Raw genomic sequence first — 17673 nt, 5'->3', positions numbered from 1 at the left:
GCCGCGGCATGGGGAATGTTCCGGCTCACCGCAGCGCCTCGGAGATCTCGTCCAGCAGGGCCATGGCGTCGGCATGGTTCTTTCTGGCGAAGGCTTCCCAGGCGCCTTCCGCGGCGACCTGCGTCTCGGGAACGGAAAGTCCAGGCTGCCGGCGCACGAACTGTCCGGAAAACGCCGGGTTGAGGGCTTCCGCTTCAGTCACGGGCAGGGCGGTCAGCAGTCTGCGGGCCTCGTCCAGGCGGGCCTGCAGGTCGGGGCGTTCCGCCGTATCGACGCGCTTGCCCAGGACATGGAAACGCTCCCAGGCCTCGGTCAGGGTGCGGAGCCTGAAGGTGATCAGCCGGTCGAAGAGCGCATTGACCAGGTGGTAGCGTTGCCGCGACAAGTCCGAATCGAACAGCAGGCCGCCGTCGGCCAATCCGTTGTCGAAGGGATGGGGGTGGCTGGCCGGGGCTTTCGAATAGGCGGAGGGGGAGGCCGGAAGCCGGCTGATCTGGGGCAGGAACAGCAGCTCCTGCCCCGCCACGGAGCGGACGAAGGTCAAGAAGGCCGCCGCGGCCTTCGGGTGCTCGGCGCCCGTCACGATGGCGATGTTGGCGGGAATGAGGGGGGTTCCCGGCGGATAGACGAAGTCGACGGGATGCCCCTGCGCGCGCAGCGACAAGCCGAAGAAATCGATGGCCAGGCCGAGGCCGAAGCGCCCGGCGCGCACGCCGTCGCGGACGCCGAAGCTGCGCGCCGTGACCGTCGCGAGGTTGCCGGAAAGCTGCAGCAGGTGCGCCCAGCCCTGCTGCCAGCCGTAGGTCTGCAGGAAGGTTTCGACGATGATGTGCATCGTGCCCGAGCGCGAGGGCGCCGAGACGCCGATGTGCCCCCGATAGATCGGCGCCAGCAGATCGATCCAGCTCTTCGGGGTCGGCAGGCCGTGCTTGTTGAGGTAGTCGCTGTTCCAGAGGATTCCGTAACCCGAGAGCGCGAAGCCGTAGTAGAAGCCATCCGGATCGTCCAGCGGGTAGCCGGCGATCTCGGAAGGGTAGTCTTCGCGGCTGCCGCTCCAGGGCGTGAGGTGCCCGGATTCCTTCAGGACCTCGAAAGCGTCGGGCGCCGAGGCCCAAACGACGTCCACCTGGCGTGTCGGGCTCTCTTGAATGTAGGTGATCGCCGCCGAGGTCTTGCGGTTCAAGAAATGCAGCGTGGTTCCGGGATGAGCGGCTTCGAAGGCCTCGCGGAAGGCGGAGAACATCGTTTCGGGGAACGATGTCAGGACGATGAGCTGGCTCTCGAGCCCGCCGGCAGCCGCCGGCCCGGCGCCCTGCGACTTGGCGGGGGCAGGGAACAGCAGGCAGAACAGGGTTAATGCAACAATGCTTCCGATCGAAGCTCGGTCTCTGATCATTGGCATTGCTTCCGGATGATCGAGTTGAAGGCCCGCAGGAGGCTAATCCGCCGCCTGTGGCCATGCAAATGCGATCTGCGGAAGACACCGGCGGAGGCCGGCGGTGCCGGACGCTGCCACCCTGCCCGGACGCGCTATGCCCCCGGCGCGGTCTGGCCGCCCGCTGGCCGCGCGGGCCCGGGGCGTTTCAAGAAAAGATCCCTAAGCCCGGGCCGGCCGGCGCAGACGCCGCGTCCCGGAGGCCCGCAGGTTCCGCCCCGCCGGCCACGTGGGCCGGCGGGGCGGAATCCGGAGGGCCTAGAGGGCGTCGTCGGTGGGGCACCACGCGCCGGCGATCACCATCCCGGGGCTGGCGAGATGCTGTTCGGCGCGCAGAACTTCGCCGACCACGTCGACGTGTTCGACGCCGCCGCTGCGCATCTCCAAAACCGTGGCATCGCCGTAGGTGCCGACCCGCAGCGTGCCCAGTTCCTCACGCCGAAGCGCGCGTGCGGCGTTCTGCGTCGTGGCCCGGATGACTTCGTTCAGGGGCATGCCGAGCGCGAGGAACTTCGACATCACGGCGAGAAGGTCGTGGGCTGGGCCGTCGACGCAAAGGACATGCACGTCGCTGCTGATCGCGTCGGGCAGGATGCCCTGCTCCATCATCACGCGGCAGGAATCGAAGGAGAAACCGCCGTAGCCGTGACCGACGTCGAAGAACACGCCTCTCTCACGCGCGGCCAGCACCTCCTCGCGGATCGAGCGGTCCGCCCGGATCGGCGCGTTGGGGAAGGGGCGGAAGCAATGCGTCAGCACGTCGCCCGGGCGCAGCACCTGCAGCACTTCACGTTGGCTCGGCGGCGGCGTGTCGATGTGCGCCATTACCGGCAGCCCGAGCGCGTCGGCCACTTCGATGGCGAGGATCAGAGGCGCCATTCCGGAGTTGCCGCCGGCCTTGGCGCCGATCCGTGCCTTGACGCCGACGACGATATCCAGGTTCTCACGTGCCGCGCGCAGGCACTCGTGCGGATGGACCAGCCGCATGTCGGCGCATTCGCCGACCATGACGGTCTTGCTGAATCCGAAGATGCCGGGAAAGGAGATGTTGATGTAGGCGAGGATCCGCGGGACCGAAGGCTCGATGACGTGCTTGCGGAAGCCCGGCAGGTTTCCCGCCCCGGCGCTGCCGGCGTCCACGAAGGTCGTGGTCCCGCTGCGCCTGGAGATCATTTCCGCGTCGACGCCCAGGGAGGTGCCGCCCCAATAGACGTGGGTGTGCAGATCGATCAGGCCCGGCGTCACCATGCGGCCGCTCACGTCGCGCACGGCCTTGGCCCCCGTCGCGGGAATGTCGGGCGCGAGCTCGGCCACCTTGCCGTCCGCGAAGGCGACGTCGAGTGTCTCGTCGATGTTCTGGGACGGGTCGATGACGCGTCCGCCTTTGAGTATCAGGTCGTACAAAGTCGATTACTCCTCCGGGGCCGGGGCGTCGGTGCCCTGGTCCTGTTTTGGAACCTTGGCGACTGGAATTGCGGCGGTCTTGCCGGCATCGGCGACAGTCAATGCACTTGCCTTCCGATCCAGTCGAGCGACTGCAGGCGAATGTGCCCGTAGTTGTAGTACTCTATCGAATGCGCTTCCGCGCCGGTCACGGCCTCGAGCACCGCGGCGAGTTCCTCGGCACTCCGTATTGTCGGCCAAGACGGCCTCAGGATAAAGCTGAGGCGGGCCTCGGGACCCGCCGCGGCGCGGGCGGCGCGGGCCTCGCGCCCGGTCGCCTCGGCCCCGGCGCAGTAGAGCGGGATGGCCAGCCGGTCCGCGGCGGCGGCGAGGCGGGCGAGGTCGCTGCCCTCCCGCCAGCACAGGCTCAACGGACTTCTGACCGTCGGTATCACCGACAGCGAGACGCCGGCCGGCAACTCCGCGCGAATCCTTGCCATCAGTTCGGCGACGACGCGCGCGCGCCAGTCGAGGAAGGGCTGCCAGACTGGGTCGTCGGCCAGGTCGTCCGGTCCTTCGGTGCCGTCGGCGAAGAACTGCTCCAGTTGGCTGCGGGCCTGCGCCGCCAGGCCGGCGGCATCGATGCCGGCCGACCGGGCACCGGCCAGGCAAGCCGGGCAGAAGCAGAGGCCGAGCAGCGAAGCCGCGCGCGGCGTCAGCTCGATCAGTTCGAATTCGTGGTGGTCGTTGTGGCGATAGGCCTGATATCCCGGGGCCTCGATGGAGATCTCTTCCACCGGACAGTTGCGCGCCTGATCGAGGCAGAGGGCGGCCAGATAGTCGCGAACCTCCGGCTGGGCCGGGCAGAGCGCCGATCTGATCGGGTCGCCGAAGGCGGTGCGGCAGACGAGATCCGGATGGGCGCGGCCGAGACGGCTGTTGTGCAGGCCGACCGTCCAGCCGGCACGGGCCAGGGCCGGGGCGGCCCGGGCCAGCGCCGAGAGGGCGTCGAAATCTTCGGCGACCTGCGCCACCCGCGGCTTAAGGCGGCCGTAGAGGGAGGGGTCGGGGCGGAAATAGACCGTGCCGTCTTCCGGGTACCACACCCGGCCGTTCGGGGCGTGCGGGCGCAGGAACTTGCCGGCGTGGTAGCTCGTCGCGACGGCGACGGAGGAGATGCCGGCGGCGGCCAGGCGTGCGCCGACGCGATCCGCGCCCTCGTCGCGCACATCCCAGGGATAGAGAAACATGCGCCGCTTCATCGCCGCACACGCCCGAGAGTTTGGCGAACAGCCTCAAGGCGCCGGCCTGCGCCGGGCGCAGGCGCCGCTTCGCCGCGGCGGCATTCGGCGGGAGCGGGGATGTGGGTTAAGATCGAAGCAGCGTTAGGCATGTCGATTCCACTGGAACTCACCTTGGCTGTAAGGCCGTCTCACCAGAATGGGAGGGATTTCCCATCCCGCCCTTGCCCGGACCGGTTCACGACTTTCCACCGTTGCCGGACGGTTTCCTTCGACGTGGCGGAACATGGACATTAATATTTTTATCAGGAATGATTTAAAAGTGAAAATTTTCGAACAGGAGGCTGGGGCCAATGACGTCTGATGCCAAGGCAGATCGCGACGCGGCGCGGGGGGGCGCCGGCGACGGCGCGATGGGGGACATCCTGGGCAGGATTCGCGACATCGAAGGGGACCTGTCGCGTTCCCAGACCAAGATAGCCCAGGCGGTTCTCAGCTATCCGCGGTTGTTCGTCGAGAAACCGGTGGAGGAGCTCTGCGGCTGGATCGGCGTTTCGGCGCCGACCATCATCCGCTTCTGCCGGTCGGTCGGCTGCGAGGGCTTGCGCGACTTCAAGCTCCAGGTGATGGGTGCGATGCGGGTCGGGCCGCGGTACCTGGAGCCGCAGGAGCCGCCCGACACCCTGGAAGGTGTGCGCGAGCAGGTGTCGATGCGCGCGCAGCACGCGATCATGGAGGCGGTGAGCGTGCCGGATGTCCGCCTGGAGCAGGCGATCGACGCGATCCTGGGGGGCGGAACCCTCTACGCCTTCGGCAGCGGCGGGGTCTCAAGCTGGCTTGTGGAGGAGGTCCAGAACAGGTTCTTCCGGCTCGGCGTGCGGGTCATGCCGTGTCGCGACGGGCTCATGCAGACGATGCTGGCCTCGACGATAAACCGCGGCGATGTCCTGCTGTGCTGTTCGCTCGGCGGGGTGAACAAGGACCTGGTCACGGCGTCGAGCATCGCGGCCAACTATGGGGCGACCACGATCGCCTTGACCCAGGGCGGCAGCCCTCTGGCCGAGAACGTCGACATCGCGCTTGAGATCTCCGTGCTGCGCAACGATGGCGATGTGCTGGGCCCTTCGACGATGCGCTACTCCTATCTCGCGGTCATCGATCTGCTGGCGTTCGGGGCCGCCATTCGCTCGCGCCCGCACGCCATGGAGAAGCTGCGCCGGTTGAAGCAGCAGTTCGTGTCCAATGTCGACGAGGACGCTTCCCGTCCTCTGTGCGATTGATCCGAGGTACTTTCGCAAAAGTTTAATTTGCAAGTCATTCGCGATCTAATCTGATCAATTCTGATTGAAAAACTAAAAAAAATTTTGACTGCTCCCGGAGCTGCGTGATAGAGCGAACGTCACGTTGTCTCGGGTGTTTGCCGCCTCCTGTTGAGTTGGCGATGCCATCCGGCACGGTGCCGCCGGGGGCCGGCGGCATGTGAAGCAACCGGCAAGGTTGCCGAGGGAGCAGGAGAGGCTGATACATGACAGATCTATTGAGCCGTACCCCCGGCAGCTTCATCGACGGCGACTGGGAATGCGACGCGCCGGAGTGGGGCGAGGCGCGTAATCCGGCGACCGGGGAGATGCTCGCCCGTCTGCCGAAGGGATCGCGCGAAACCGCCGTCCGCGCTATCGCCGCCGCCCGGGCCGCGCAGCCCGCCTGGGCCGCCGCCACCGCCTGGGAACGCGCCGCGCTGTGCCGCCGTATGGCGGATGCGGTGGAGGCTGCGCAACCGCACCTCTCCAGAGTTCTTTCGGTCGATCAGGGCAAGCCGCTCGCCCAGGCGGCCGGCGAGATCGGCAAGGCCTGCGACGGCTTCCGGATGGCGGCCGAACTCGTCAAGTACATGACCGGTGAGACCATCCCCGCCGAGACGCCCGGCCGGCTGGTCATCAACACGCGCCGGCCCCGCGGCGTTTATGCCGTCATCACGCCTTGGAACTTCCCGGTCAACATCCCCGTCGAATACCTCGCGCCCGCGATCGCCACCGGCAATGCCGTCGTCTGGGTGCCGGCGCCGTCCACCTCGCTCATTGCGGTCGAGTTCATGGCGGTGCTCGCGGCGGCTGGTTTGCCGCGCGGTTTGATCAACCTGGTTCTCGGGGAAGGGCCGGTCGTCGGCGACGAGATCGTCTCCAACCCGGGAACCGACGGCGTGGGATTTACGGGCAGCACCGCCACCGGCCGCCGTATCGCCGAGCGGGCCGCGGGAAAGCCGCTGCTGCTGGAACTTGGCGGCAACGGGCCGCTGATCGTGCGTGCCGATGCCGATCTGGAAAAGGCCGCGGAAGCGGCCGCCGCCGGGGCGTTCGGCAACGCCGGGCAGATCTGCGCGGCGACCGGCCGGGTGCTGGCCGACGCCAGCATCGCGGAGCCCTTGGCCGAGCTCATTCGGGAAAAGGCCGAAGCGCAGATCCTTGGCGATCCCCTGCAGCAGGGCACGACCATGGGGCCGCTCAACAACAGCGGTGTCCTGGAGAAAACGCGCGCGCACGTCGAAAGTGCCGTGGCCCAGGGCGCGCGCTGCCTGACCGGGGGGCGGCAGCGCCCCGATCTCGGCAGCGATCTGTTCTACGAGCCGACGGTCCTGGTGGGCGTTACGCCGCAGATGGACGTCGCGCGCTACGAGACATTCGGGCCGGTGGTGCCGATCCTCGCCCTCGACGGCGACGCGGCGATCATGGAGGTGGCGCCGGACGGCGACTACGGGCTCAGCATGGGGATCTTCTCCAAGGATCTCGGTGAGGCGATGGCCATGGCCAGCCGGCTCCGCGCCGGAATCATCAATATCAACGAACGCAATAATTTCTGGGAACTCCACATCCCCTTCGGCGGCGGGAGTGGAACGCAGAGCGGCATTGGCCGGATCGGCGGCCGTCACACGCTGGAAGCGATGACCGATATCGTGACGGTCACGCTGCCGGTGTCCGGCTACTGAAGTTTGAAGGGTCGCCCGGCCATGAGCGCGCGGCGCACCGGAGCAGGCCACGCAAGACGAACTTCGGCCACGGGCCGGTCAACCAGGCGGACAGCCCCCAGGGACTCCGCGCCTGAGACACGACCCTCCCCATGGCCTGAAGGAGAACGCGGGCGGCTGGGAGCCGCGTTCAGGGCTGCTCGCAGTCCGATCTCGGAAACGGCGGGCGGGTTGCCGCAGCCGAAGTGCACGATGTGAACCGGAACTCCAGAAGGGAACCAAAGCGATGACGTTTCGATTTCGAGGCATCCTAAGATGTGCCTTGGCAGGTGTTCTTGCGATAACTTCCGCCTCTGTGTCGGTCGCGCAGGACGCGGCGAGGCTGATTGTGGCAGAGGACGTGCCGCCGCAGACCTTCGACCCCATCCAGTCTTCCCAGATCCGTACCTGGTACATGTGGCAGCTCGCCTACGAAGGGTTGCTGCGGGCCAATCTCGACGGGTCGCTCGAGCCGGTTCTGGCGACGTCCTGGACGGTCAGCGACGACGGCAAGACCTACGATTTCACGCTGCGCGACGGCGCCAAGTTCTCCGACGGCAGCGCAGTCACCGCCGAAGATGTCGTTGCGTCCTTCGAACGCCTGGCCGCCGAGGGGCTCCCCTACGCGCAGGACCGTTTCAAGTCGCTGGACTCGGTGGTTGCGGTCGCTCCGGGCGTTGTTCGTTTCACGCTGTCGCAGTCGGATGCCGGTTTCCTGCTGAACCTCGGCAGCCCCTTCGTTGTCGGCTCGGCCATCATGAGCAAGGCCTGGCTGGAGCAGCACGATCCCAAGCTGGAAATGATGGGCACCGGTCCCTTCGCGATGGTGTCCTACAGCCCTAACCAGGAACTGGTCCTGCGGCGCAACGAGCACTATTGGAATCAGGACAAGGCGGCCAAGGTCGCGGAGCTGACCGTTCGCTACATGCCGGAACAGTCGGCCCAGATCGCCGGCCTGCTTTCGGGGCAGATCGACCTGATGTTCCCCAGCGCCGAAAGCATGCTGCAGCTTTCGCGTATGGACAACGTCACCACCAAGGCGGTGGAGTCGACCAACTCGGTGCGCCTCAACGTCAACACCAACGTGGAGCCGTTCAGCAATCCCGACTTCAGGCGGGCCATGTCGCTGGCGCTGAGCCGCGAAGAGGTTGTCGCAGGTGCTTTCCTGGGCCAGGCATCGCCGGCCATGCAGATCCCTTCGGCCTACTCCTGGGCACCGGCCCTTTCGGAGCTGAAGTACCACCGCCAGGATATCGCCAAGGCCAAGGAACTGCTCGCCAAGGCCGGTTATCCGGACGGTATCGATATCACCCTCAACCACCTCGCCGGTTACGCGACCTATCTGGACCGTTTCGCCGAGATCGTGAAGACGAACCTGGCCCAGATCGGCATCCGCGTCACCATCGAGGCAAACCAGACGGCCGTTTGGCTCGACAAGCAGAACAAGGCGAACTACGAGATCATGACCAACGAGTACGCCTATCAGGCGGACCCGCTGTTCTATCTGATGCCGAGGCCGGGCCGCCAGGGCCCGACGCCGCCGGAAATGCAGGCGCTGATCGACAAGGCGCGCAGCGGGCCGGCGGATGAGTACACCGCCAACCTGAGCGCACTGCAGCTCATGCAGGATGACCTGGTGTTCCCCGACATCGCCGTTGCCGCGCGCAACGCCTGGGTCGCCTACTCGGGCAAGATCGAGCCCGGTTCGGTGAACCCTGAGGCCATTCTCTCGCGCACATTCCTCGTGGATGTCGCGATTAAGTAGGAAGATGCCGGCCCGCCGGGTGACCGGCGGGCCGGCTGTTCCATCGGGTCGTTGCACAAGGAAAATTCGGTAGAATGTCGGATGTACCCGTACTCCAGGTAACGGACCTGGTCACCAGCTTCCGCGTCGGCCGGCAAAACCTTACCGCGGTTGACCATGTCTCCTTCAGCGTCGGACGCGGGGAGACGCTGGGCCTGGTGGGTGAATCCGGCTCCGGCAAGAGCATGACGGCGATGTCGATCCTGCGGCTCGTGCCTTCGCCCGGGCAAATCGAAAGCGGCCGCCTGGAGCTCAATGGCGTCGATCTGCTCTCTCTGTCCGAAGAGGAGATCCGCGAGCGTCGCGGAACGCAGTGCGGCATGGTCTTCCAGAACCCCATGACCGCTCTCAATCCGGTATTCTCAGTCGGCTGGCAAATGGGCGAGGCGCTGCGCGCGCACGGGCGCGGCCGCGACAGCGCAGCCGCCGTCGAGGCCGCCCTCGCCGGCGTGGGCATGCCCGATCCCCACCGCCAGGCCAACTCCTTTCCCCATCAGATGTCCGGCGGCATGCGCCAGCGCGTGGTCATCGCCATGGGTCTGTTGAACGCGCCTCAGCTGCTGATCGCCGACGAGCCGACGACCGCGCTCGACGTCACGATCCAGGCGCAGGTGCTGGAACTTATGAAGCAGCTCACCCGGGAAAAGGACGCGGCGCTTCTTCTGATTACGCATAACATGGGCGTCATCGCGAAGATGTGCGACCGCGTCGCCGTGATGTATGCCGGCGAGATCGTCGAGGAAGCGCCTGTCGACGAGATCTTCTCCAACTCGCTCCATCCCTATACCCGCGGCCTGCTGCGCTCCGTCCCCGACGGCAGCCGTCCGCGGCAGAAGATGCCGACCCTGAAAGGCGAGCCGCCGGATATCAGCCGGCCCCTTACCGGCTGCCGCTTCCGTCCGCGCTGCGCCTACGCCGACGAGCGCTGCGGCGCCCACCCCGACCTTCTGCCGGTTCGCGAAGGACACAAGAGCCGTTGCTGGGCGGCGCAAGCGGGAGAGGCTTTCGTGCCGGCCCGGGAATCGAATCAGGAGGCCGGCGATGTCGCGTGAGGCAGCCCCGCTTCTTCAGGTTCAAGGCGTGAAGAAGCACTTCGATGTGGAATCGCGCGGCAAGAAGGCCGTTCTGCGCGCGGTCGACGGCGTGTCGCTGGAATTGCCGAGAGGTGAGACCCTCGGCATCGTGGGCGAGTCGGGCTGCGGCAAGTCCACGCTGGCCCGGCTGATCGTCGGCCTGACGAAACCCACCGAAGGCCGCATTCTGGCGCACGGCGGGGACATCTGGGCCGCGGGCAAGGAAGGCCGCGCCCGCCGCGCCCACTTCCAGATGGTGTTTCAGAACCCCGCCGGATCGATGAACCCGCGGCGCACGGTGGGCGCAAGCGTTGCTGAGCCGCTGCAGGCCAAGGGCGTCCGGCGCACCGATGCCGCCGTTGCCGAAATGATGGCGCGCGTTGGATTGAACCCGGCGCTTGCCGTGCGCCGGCCGCACCAGCTTTCCGGTGGCCAGCAGCAGCGTGCGTCCATCGCGCGGGCCTTGATCGCCAGCCCGACCCTTGTCGTGCACGACGAGTCCATTGCCTCGCTCGACATTTCTTTGCAGGCGCAGATACTCAATCTCCTTCTCGACCTTCAGCGGGACCTTGGGACCTCCTACCTTTTCATCAGTCACGATCTGGCGGCGGTCCAGACCATCAGCCACCGGATCGCCGTCATGTACCTGGGAGAGGTCGTGGAGGCGACGACGGCGGAGGAGTTCGCCCGCCAGCCCCGGCACCCCTATTCGCTGTCCCTCCGCTCCGCCACGCTGTTGCCGGATCCCGAGCGTGAGCGCAATCGTCCGAACGTGCTGCTGCAAGGCGACGTGCCAAGTCCTCTCAATCCGCCGGCCGCCTGCCGCTTTCACACACGTTGCCCGCTTGCCACGGACCGTTGCCGCAGCGAAAAGCCTGCGCTGCGCGACATCGGCGGCAATCATCTCGTCTCCTGCCATTTTCCCGAAGCGGCGGCCGCCTTAGGCGGGGCGCCGGCTGCTGACGTTGCGGAGTCCCTGCGATGCGGAAACTGATTCTCAATCGCCTGATGGGGGCGATCTTCGTCCTGCTCGCCGTCTCGGCGCTGATCTTCGCGATGGGCACCCTGATCCCGGGCGACCTGACAAGCGTCATCGTCGGCCAGGAAGGAGCGACCGAAGAGCAGTTCGACGAGGTGCGCAAGCGGCTCGGCCTCGATCAGCCGCTGCCGGTGCGCTACGTGAACTGGCTGGGCAATGCGCTGACCGGCGATCTGGGGACGTCTCCCATTACCGGGCGCAGCATCGCCTCCGACCTCGCGACGCAGATTCCGGTGTCGCTGGAGTTGGCGACGCTCACGCTTATCATATCGACGGTGCTCGGCCTGCCGGCGGGTATCCTGGCCGCGGTGCACGCCAACCGGCGCCTCGATGTCGCGGTTCGCGCCGTCCTGCTGTTCACCTTCTCGGTGCCGGTCTTCGTGATCGGCGTCCTTATTCTCCTGGTCGGCTCCCGCTGGCTGCCGGGCCTGTTCCAGGTTTCCTATATTGCCTGGTCCGAGGACCCATTGATGCACCTGCGCTCCATGGTGATGCCGCTGTTCACCATCGCCTTCCCGATCACGGCGATGACCATGCAGATGGTCCGCAGCGCCATGCTGGAGGTGCTGCACGATCCCTACATCACCACGGCCCGCGCCGTAGGCGTTCGGGAACGGCGGATCGAGTATCTCCATGCCCTGCGTTGCGCGCTGCCGCCGATCGTCACCTTCATCGGCTTCCAGTTCGGCATCCTCCTCGGCAGCCTGATCGTCGTCGAGCAGATATTCAGCCTGCCGGGACTCGGGCGCGGCATGCTGGACGCCATCAACACGCGAGACTATCCCATGGTCACCGCCACGGCGCTCGTCTTCGCCCTCGCCTTCGTCACGATCAACGTTATCGTCGATCTGCTTTACCCCTTGTTGGACCCGCGTCAACGATGAGCAATCCGGCAACCATTGAGAACGGGACGGCCCAGGCCGAGCGTTCGGGCCTTCCTCAGTTCCGTTTTCTGCGGGCGCTGCTGCGGCACAAGGGCGGGGCCTTCGGTCTTGGCGTTATCGTCATGTTCACGATCTTCGCGCTCTTCGGTCAGTGGATCGTGCCCCACGATCCCAATGTGGGCGACTTCAAGAGCTTGCTGGCGCCTCCCTCGGCCTCGCACTGGTTCGGCACCGACGTGCTCGGCCGCGATACGCTGAGCCGCGTGATCGACGGCTCGCGGATCGCCATCGGCGTCGCCTTCATTTCGGTGTCCATCGCAATGGCGATCGGCGTCGTGGTGGGGATCGTGGCGGGCTATTTCGGCGGCTTCGTCGATTCCATGATCAATCGCAGCCAGGACGTGCTCTTCGCCTTTCCGACGCTTTTGCTGGCGATCATCATGGTGGCGGTTCTCGGGCCCGGACTGCTCAATGCGTCGCTCGCCATCGCCATCGTCTATTCGCCCCGCTTCGCGCGCATGGCGCGGGCCACCGCATTGAGCGTCAAGCAGCACGAGTATTTCGATGCGGCTCGGCTGGCGGGCGTGAGCACGCCGGTCATCCTGGCGCGGCACATGCTGCCGAACGTGCTTCCGCCTGTCATTGTGCTCGCCGCATTGAGCATGTCCACCGCCCAGCTCGCCTATGCGTCGCTCAGCTTTCTGGGGTTGGGTGTCAATCCGCCGCAGGCGGACTGGGGCAACATGCTCTCCAAGGCGCGAGATTTCATCACCGTGGCGCCCTGGCTGGTCATCGGTCCGGCGGCAGCGCTCGTCCTCCTGATGCTCGCGTTCAACGTTCTCGGCGACGCAATTCGGGATGTGCTTGACCCGCGCCACGCCAGTAAAGCAAAGACACCGGAGACGATGTAGGCTCCCGTCACCCAAAATTCGAGACAGGATTCGATGTCAAAGGTAAGAGTAGTACTCCATCCCGCCCATCCTTTCGGCGTTGCCGATTTCCTGAGCAGCGTATCGGAAATTCAGCTCGAACAGCCGCGCGACAACGCCGCCGTGGCCGCCTGCCTGCAGGACGGTGCCGAAGCTCTGGTCACCTATACGTGGCGCGACGAGTTTCTCTCGCCGTCTCTTCGCTGGGTCGCCGGGACCGGCGCCGGCACGGAGCAATACCCCCTGGAGCGGCTGCGCGCGCGCGATGTCGTGCTTACGACGGCTGCCGGGGCTCATTCGGGCACGGTCGCCGAGCACGCCTTTGCGCTTCTCTTGTCGCTGACCCGCCGGATCGGCGAGGCGGTGCGGCACATGACCGAAAGCCGTTGGACTCCCCTGGTCGGAGAGGAGCTCGCCGGCAAGCGCATGGCGGTCATCGGGCTCGGACGGATTGGCGAGGAAATCGCCCGGCGCGCGGCGAACTGGGATATGCAGGTCGCCGGGATGAAGCGGAACCCGGGTAACTACGCCGGCTGTCTGCAGGACGTCCGCGGCGAGGATGCGCTCCAGGATCTCTGCGCCTGGGCCGACGTCCTCATGCTGGCCGCGCCCGCCAAGCCGGACGGTTCGGCGCTGATCGGGGCGAAGGAGCTCGAGCTTCTGGGCGCGGGCTGGCTGGTCAATGTCGGCCGCGGCAGCCTGGTCGATGCGGACGCACTGCGTGCGGCCCTGTCGCAGGGCGCGCTGCGCGGTGCCGGACTGGACGTCACCTCGCCCGAGCCATTGCCTGAGGACTCTCCCCTTTGGCTTTCGCCGAAGGTGGTGGTCAGCGCGCACTATGCCGGATCGAGCTCCGGCTACGCGGCACGCTGGGGCCGGATCTTCACCCAGAACCTGCAGGCGCTCCGCGAGGGCGCAGATTGGGAGAACCGCCTGATCTAGGCGCAGGCGTCGCGCGCGGCCGGGCCGTCCAGCGAGGCGGGCGCAGCGGATCACCATCTGCAGAGTCTGACCGAGCGGTCCGTAGCGGGCGGCCATAAGCTCCCATGGCGCCGTGGCGGCCGTTTGTGACCGTTGCGCCGGGGCCCGTGCCGCGATGGAGAGGCCTCCGCCGCGCTCGATGTCGTTCCGAAGCTCCCGCTTGGGCGCAGCTTCTGTCAGTCGTGAGCGCTGGCAGGTATGTCGCCCCGTTTCGGCAATCATGGGACGTCCTGTATCGACTTCAGACGGAAGCCGTGCTTGCCGTAGCGCCGGAACACTGCCAGAGCGACTGTACGAATTTTGCGCGCCCGACCCTGCCGGTTCGTGCTGAATCGTGCCGGTTGTTGCCGAACAGTTCTCATGGCGGCGTGGTGCCGGAAGCGGCCACGGCTGCGAAAAAAGTGAGGATTTTCGGGAGGTTGGGGTGGTGCCGCCGGGGTGAATTGAACACCCGACCCCACCCTTACCAAGGGTGTGCTCTACCCCTGAGCTACGGCGGCACGCGCAGGCCGATGGCCTGATGGGGGCGGAACATGCCACCGGCAGCCGGGCTTGGCAAGGCTAATCCCGGGCTTTTCGGCGGCAAAATTCGGCCCCGGGGAATGTTCATAAGGCCCCGGCCTTAACCGGGACTTAACCGGAGCTCGACTGGGCCCCGACTGGGCCGCGAAGGGGCCTTCAGACGGGCTTGGACGATGGCCGCGGCCCCCGGCCTGTCGGCGCTGACGGGGGCTCCGGGGAGCCTCAAAATGCCTCCTTCCAGCCTTGACCCCGCCGCAATCGGGCGGCAGTGTCGCGGGCCATGCCGAACGACCGCAAATCCCTTCCCAATTCCGGCCCTAATTCCACCTCCGAGTCGCCCGCCAAAGCGCCGGAGTCCGGCGCCAAGGGGCAGGACTCCCGCCAGGAGCGCCTGGCCAGGGCCCTGCGGGACAACCTGAAGAAGCGCAAGGCCCAGCAGCGCCGGCGCCAGGGGGACGGCGCTTGAGCCGCCGGAGCGCAGGCGGAGTCAAGGATCGCGGCAGAGGCGCCGCCGCCTTGAGATTTTCCTCGCTTTTCAGTAGAAACGCGCGTTCCGCCGGGGCTTCTCCGGGCGCTGATCGGGACGCAGTCGACCTTAAACAGACGGGAGCGTGACGGCCATGTCCATCATGCCGGACAGCTGGATTCGCGAAATGGCCGAAACGCAGGGCATGATCGAGCCCTTCGTCGAGGCTCAGCGCCGCGAGGGGGTGATCTCCTATGGCGTCAGTTCCTACGGCTACGATGCGCGGGTGGCCACCGAATTCAAGATCTTCACCAACGTCGACAACGCCATCGTCGACCCCAAGAATTTCTCGGACCAGAGCTTCGTCGAGCGCGACACCGAGGTCTGCATCATCCCGCCGAATTCCTTCGTGCTGGCCCGGACGGTGGAATACTTCCGCATTCCGCGTGACGTTCTGGTGATCTGCCTGGGCAAGTCGACCTACGCGCGCTGCGGCATCATCGTCAACGTGACGCCGCTGGAGCCGGAGTGGGAGGGCCATGTGACCCTGGAATTCTCCAACACCACGCCGCTGCCGGCCAAGGTCTACGCCAACGAGGGCGCCTGCCAGTTCCTCTTCCTGAAGGGGGCCTCGGCGCCGGAGGTGTCCTACGCGGACCGCGCCGGCAAGTACATGGGCCAGCGCGGCGTCACCCTGCCGCGGCTCTAACAGCCGGGCAACGAGCAAAGAGACCGAATGGACCAGATCGTTATCCAGGGCGGACGGCGCCTGAAAGGCGAGATCCGCATCAGCGGCGCCAAGAACGCGGCCCTGCCGCTCATGGCGGCGAGCCTGCTCACCGCCGACACCCTGCGCCTCTCCAACGTGCCGCATCTGGCCGACATCGCCACCATGGCCCGCCTGCTGGCCCAGCACGGCGTCCAGGTGCACATGAACGGCCACGCCGAGAACGGCAATCCAGGAGAGGCCTGCCGGGGCGGCGTTCTGGACCTGAAGGCAGGGGCCATCACGTCGGTGGTGGCGCCCTACGATCTGGTGCGCAAGATGCGCGCCTCCGTCCTGGTGCTGGGCCCGCTGCTGGCGCGGGTCGGCGAGGCCAAGGTCTCGCTGCCCGGCGGCTGCGCCATCGGCACCCGGCCGGTCGACCTGCACCTGCACGGCCTGGAACTGCTGGGCGCCAAGATCGCGCTGGAGGAGGGCTATATCCACGCTTCCGCGCCCGGCGGCTTGACCGGCGCCGCCGTGGTTTTTCCCAAGGTCTCGGTCGGGGCGACGGAGAACCTGCTGATGGCCGCCTGCCTGGCCAAGGGCGAGACGCAGCTGATCAACGCGGCGCGCGAGCCGGAGGTGACCGATCTGGGCGAATGTCTCGTCAAGATGGGCGCCGAGATCGAGGGCCTGGGAAGCGACAAGATCACCATCCGCGGCGTCGACAAACTGCAAGGGGCGGTGCACCGCGTGGTGGCCGACCGCATCGAGACCGGTACCTATGCCATGGCCGCGGCCATCACCGACGGCGAGCTGGACCTCATCGGCGCGCGCGCCGAGCACCTGAGCGCCGTCATCACGGTGCTGGAGGAGGCCGGGGTCTCGGTGGAGGAGACCAACCGCGGCCTGCACGTCAAGCGTGCCAACGGGCCGGTGCGCGGGGTCGACGTGATGACCGAGCCCTACCCAGGCTTCCCCACGGACTTGCAGGCCCAGACCATGGCGCTAATGTCCACGGCGGAGGGCGCCGCGATGATCACCGAGTCGATCTTCGAGAACCGTTTCATGCACGTGCCGGAACTGGCGCGCATGGGCGCCAACGTGAACGTCCACGGCGCTTCCGCCATGGTGCGCGGCCAGCCGCAGCTGACCGGCGCCGAGGTCATGGCCACCGACCTGCGCGCCTCGGTCTCGCTGGTGCTGGCGGGGCTCGCCGCCCAGGGCGAAACGGTGCTGAACCGCGTCTATCACCTGGATCGCGGCTACGAGCAACTGGAGCAGAAACTGGCAGCCTGCGGCGCCGCCATCACCCGGCGCCGGACGCCGGAGTGATCCCGGTCGAGGCAAGAGGGGATCGAAGGACAAGGGCCATGGTCGAGCAAGAGGCATCGGACGGCAAGCCGTTGAAACTGCGCGCCCGCGATCCGCAGGACATGGACGTGCTGGCGGCGCTGCTGCAGGACGCCCTGGTGCCGCTGGGCGATATGAAGTACCTGCCGGAGGAGAAGCGCTTCGTCCTGGTGGCCAACCGCTTTCTCTGGCACGGCGATCCGGCCGAGGACGAACGCCCCGCCGCGCCCCGGCCTTTGCCGGAAGGCGAGGACGCGGCCTTTGACGACGCCGATCAGCCCCCCTTCGAGCGGGTCAACAGCGGCCTCTGCTTCGATAAAGTTGCGCGCGTGCGCTACCGGGGCCTCAAGCCGGGCGGCGACGACGATATACTCAATCTTCTCACCATCACCTCGGATGCCCGCTCGGTGACCCTGATCTTCGCCGGCGAGGCCGCCGTGCGATTGGAGGTGGAGGCGATCCGCTGCCATCTGGAGGATCTGGGCCAGCCCTGGCCGACCCGCTGGCGCCCGCACCACGACGCCGATGAGAGCGGCGAGCAGCCTTAGAAGTCCCCTGGGCCGTGGCCCTGCGGCAAAAAGCCCGGGCCGCTTGCGGCAAAAAGCCCGGGCCGCTTGCGGTAAAGAACCCGGGCCGCTTGCGGTAAAGAACCCGGGCCGCTTGCGGTAAAGAACCCGGGCCGCTTGCGGCAAAAAGCCCAGGCCGCTTGCGGCAAAAAGCCCAGGCCGCTTGCGGCAAAAAGCCCAGGCCGCTTGCGGCAAAAAGCCCAGGCCGCTTGCGGCAAAAAGTAAGTGGCAATTCCGGGGAAAAATCGCCATACCAAGGCCCGAGACCCAGACCTGACCCGGGGCCCCGG

At 66.8% G+C, this 17673-nt stretch carries 15 protein-coding genes and 1 tRNA gene; 12 read left to right on the top strand and 4 right to left on the bottom strand.

Translation table 11 applies throughout. From position 1 onward, the window contains the following. Positions 1–25 precede the first annotated feature (25 nt). The 3 genes from AAFN88_RS18850 to AAFN88_RS18840 all read right to left on the bottom strand — a co-directional run bounded on the left by AAFN88_RS18850 (position 26) and on the right by AAFN88_RS18840 (position 4068). Positions 26–1396: an extracellular solute-binding protein gene (locus AAFN88_RS18850; RefSeq protein WP_347522148.1), complete on the bottom strand. Its 1371-nt coding sequence runs from the start codon at positions 1394–1396 to the stop codon at positions 26–28. Positions 1397–1693: 297 nt separating this feature from the next. After that, complete coding sequence (locus AAFN88_RS18845) at positions 1694–2839, bottom strand: amidohydrolase/deacetylase family metallohydrolase (RefSeq protein ID WP_347522146.1); 1146 nt, start codon at positions 2837–2839, stop codon at positions 1694–1696. Positions 2840–2937: 98 nt separating this feature from the next. Beyond that, positions 2938–4068, bottom strand: a complete 1131-nt coding sequence (locus AAFN88_RS18840; protein ID WP_347522145.1) for a hypothetical protein — start codon at positions 4066–4068, stop codon at positions 2938–2940. A gap of 344 nt (positions 4069–4412) precedes the next feature. Here AAFN88_RS18840 and AAFN88_RS18835 point away from each other — a divergent pair, with 344 nt between their 5' ends. From AAFN88_RS18835 to AAFN88_RS18800, 8 genes are all read left to right on the top strand, one after another. Further along, on the top strand, positions 4413–5339 hold the full coding sequence (locus tag AAFN88_RS18835; RefSeq protein WP_347522143.1) for a MurR/RpiR family transcriptional regulator: 927 nt from the start codon (positions 4413–4415) through the stop codon (positions 5337–5339). A 257-nt stretch (positions 5340–5596) separates the two neighbouring features. Continuing rightward, complete coding sequence (locus AAFN88_RS18830) at positions 5597–7042, top strand: aldehyde dehydrogenase family protein (RefSeq protein ID WP_347522141.1); 1446 nt, start codon at positions 5597–5599, stop codon at positions 7040–7042. A gap of 367 nt (positions 7043–7409) precedes the next feature. After that, on the top strand, positions 7410–8825 hold the full coding sequence (locus AAFN88_RS18825) for an ABC transporter substrate-binding protein (protein WP_347522139.1): 1416 nt from the start codon (positions 7410–7412) through the stop codon (positions 8823–8825). A 74-nt stretch (positions 8826–8899) separates the two neighbouring features. Continuing rightward, a complete protein-coding gene (locus AAFN88_RS18820; RefSeq protein WP_347522138.1) occupies positions 8900–9916 on the top strand; it encodes an ABC transporter ATP-binding protein in 1017 nt (338 codons plus the stop codon). A 28-nt stretch (positions 9917–9944) separates the two neighbouring features. Beyond that, entirely contained in the window at positions 9945–10931 is a 987-nt protein-coding gene (locus AAFN88_RS18815) for an oligopeptide/dipeptide ABC transporter ATP-binding protein (RefSeq protein ID WP_347522137.1), read from the top strand. Then, positions 10919–11860: an ABC transporter permease gene (locus tag AAFN88_RS18810; RefSeq protein WP_347522136.1), complete on the top strand. Its 942-nt coding sequence runs from the start codon at positions 10919–10921 to the stop codon at positions 11858–11860. Before AAFN88_RS18815 ends, AAFN88_RS18810 begins: the two co-directional genes overlap by 13 nt. After that, the gene (locus AAFN88_RS18805; protein WP_347522135.1) at positions 11857–12771 is read left to right on the top strand and encodes an ABC transporter permease; all 915 of its coding nucleotides are present in this window, start codon (positions 11857–11859) and stop codon (positions 12769–12771) included. The genes AAFN88_RS18810 and AAFN88_RS18805 overlap by 4 nt, the downstream gene beginning before the upstream one ends. A gap of 33 nt (positions 12772–12804) precedes the next feature. Further along, entirely contained in the window at positions 12805–13731 is a 927-nt protein-coding gene (locus AAFN88_RS18800) for a D-2-hydroxyacid dehydrogenase (protein ID WP_347522134.1), read from the top strand. Between the two features lie 464 nt (positions 13732–14195). Here AAFN88_RS18800 and AAFN88_RS18795 read toward each other — a convergent pair. Continuing rightward, positions 14196–14270, bottom strand: a tRNA-Thr gene (locus tag AAFN88_RS18795). A 302-nt stretch (positions 14271–14572) separates the two neighbouring features. On the opposite strand from AAFN88_RS18795, the gene AAFN88_RS18790 reads away from it, so the two are divergent. The 4 genes from AAFN88_RS18790 (at position 14573) to AAFN88_RS18775 (ending at position 17365) form a co-directional block, all read left to right on the top strand. After that, positions 14573–14758 (top strand): hypothetical protein, encoded by a 186-nt coding sequence (locus tag AAFN88_RS18790; protein ID WP_347522133.1) that lies wholly within the window; start codon positions 14573–14575, stop codon positions 14756–14758. Positions 14759–14912: 154 nt separating this feature from the next. Further along, positions 14913–15467, top strand: coding sequence for a dCTP deaminase (gene dcd, locus AAFN88_RS18785; RefSeq protein WP_347522132.1), 555 nt, complete (start codon positions 14913–14915; stop codon positions 15465–15467). Between the two features lie 27 nt (positions 15468–15494). Then, positions 15495–16799, top strand: a complete 1305-nt coding sequence (gene murA / locus AAFN88_RS18780) for a UDP-N-acetylglucosamine 1-carboxyvinyltransferase (protein ID WP_347522130.1) — start codon at positions 15495–15497, stop codon at positions 16797–16799. A gap of 38 nt (positions 16800–16837) precedes the next feature. Then, on the top strand, positions 16838–17365 hold the full coding sequence (locus tag AAFN88_RS18775; protein WP_347522129.1) for a DUF2948 family protein: 528 nt from the start codon (positions 16838–16840) through the stop codon (positions 17363–17365). Positions 17366–17673 lie beyond the last annotated feature (308 nt).

This window comes from Pelagibius sp. CAU 1746 (assembly GCF_039839785.1).
Lineage (GTDB): Bacteria > Pseudomonadota > Alphaproteobacteria > Kiloniellales > Kiloniellaceae > Pelagibius.
Note: the sequence above shows the minus strand (reverse complement) of the source record. Positions and strands in the feature narration are given on the sequence as shown.

What these genes read in the sequence shown, in the direction of transcription:
- AAFN88_RS18850 (WP_347522148.1), bottom strand. Translation starts at nt 1,396, where the DNA reads ATGATCAGAGACCGAGCTTCGATCGGAAGCATTGTTGCATTAACCCTG.
- AAFN88_RS18840 (WP_347522145.1), bottom strand. Translation starts at nt 4,068, where the DNA reads ATGTTTCTCTATCCCTGGGATGTGCGCGACGAGGGCGCGGATCGCGTC.
- AAFN88_RS18835 (WP_347522143.1), top strand. Translation starts at nt 4,413, where the DNA reads ATGACGTCTGATGCCAAGGCAGATCGCGACGCGGCGCGGGGGGGCGCC.
- AAFN88_RS18820 (WP_347522138.1), top strand. Translation starts at nt 8,900, where the DNA reads ATGTCGGATGTACCCGTACTCCAGGTAACGGACCTGGTCACCAGCTTC.
- AAFN88_RS18810 (WP_347522136.1), top strand. Translation starts at nt 10,919, where the DNA reads ATGCGGAAACTGATTCTCAATCGCCTGATGGGGGCGATCTTCGTCCTG.
- AAFN88_RS18805 (WP_347522135.1), top strand. Translation starts at nt 11,857, where the DNA reads ATGAGCAATCCGGCAACCATTGAGAACGGGACGGCCCAGGCCGAGCGT.
- AAFN88_RS18800 (WP_347522134.1), top strand. Translation starts at nt 12,805, where the DNA reads ATGTCAAAGGTAAGAGTAGTACTCCATCCCGCCCATCCTTTCGGCGTT.
- AAFN88_RS18790 (WP_347522133.1), top strand. Translation starts at nt 14,573, where the DNA reads ATGCCGAACGACCGCAAATCCCTTCCCAATTCCGGCCCTAATTCCACC.
- dcd (WP_347522132.1), top strand. Translation starts at nt 14,913, where the DNA reads ATGTCCATCATGCCGGACAGCTGGATTCGCGAAATGGCCGAAACGCAG.
- murA (WP_347522130.1), top strand. Translation starts at nt 15,495, where the DNA reads ATGGACCAGATCGTTATCCAGGGCGGACGGCGCCTGAAAGGCGAGATC.
- AAFN88_RS18775 (WP_347522129.1), top strand. Translation starts at nt 16,838, where the DNA reads ATGGTCGAGCAAGAGGCATCGGACGGCAAGCCGTTGAAACTGCGCGCC.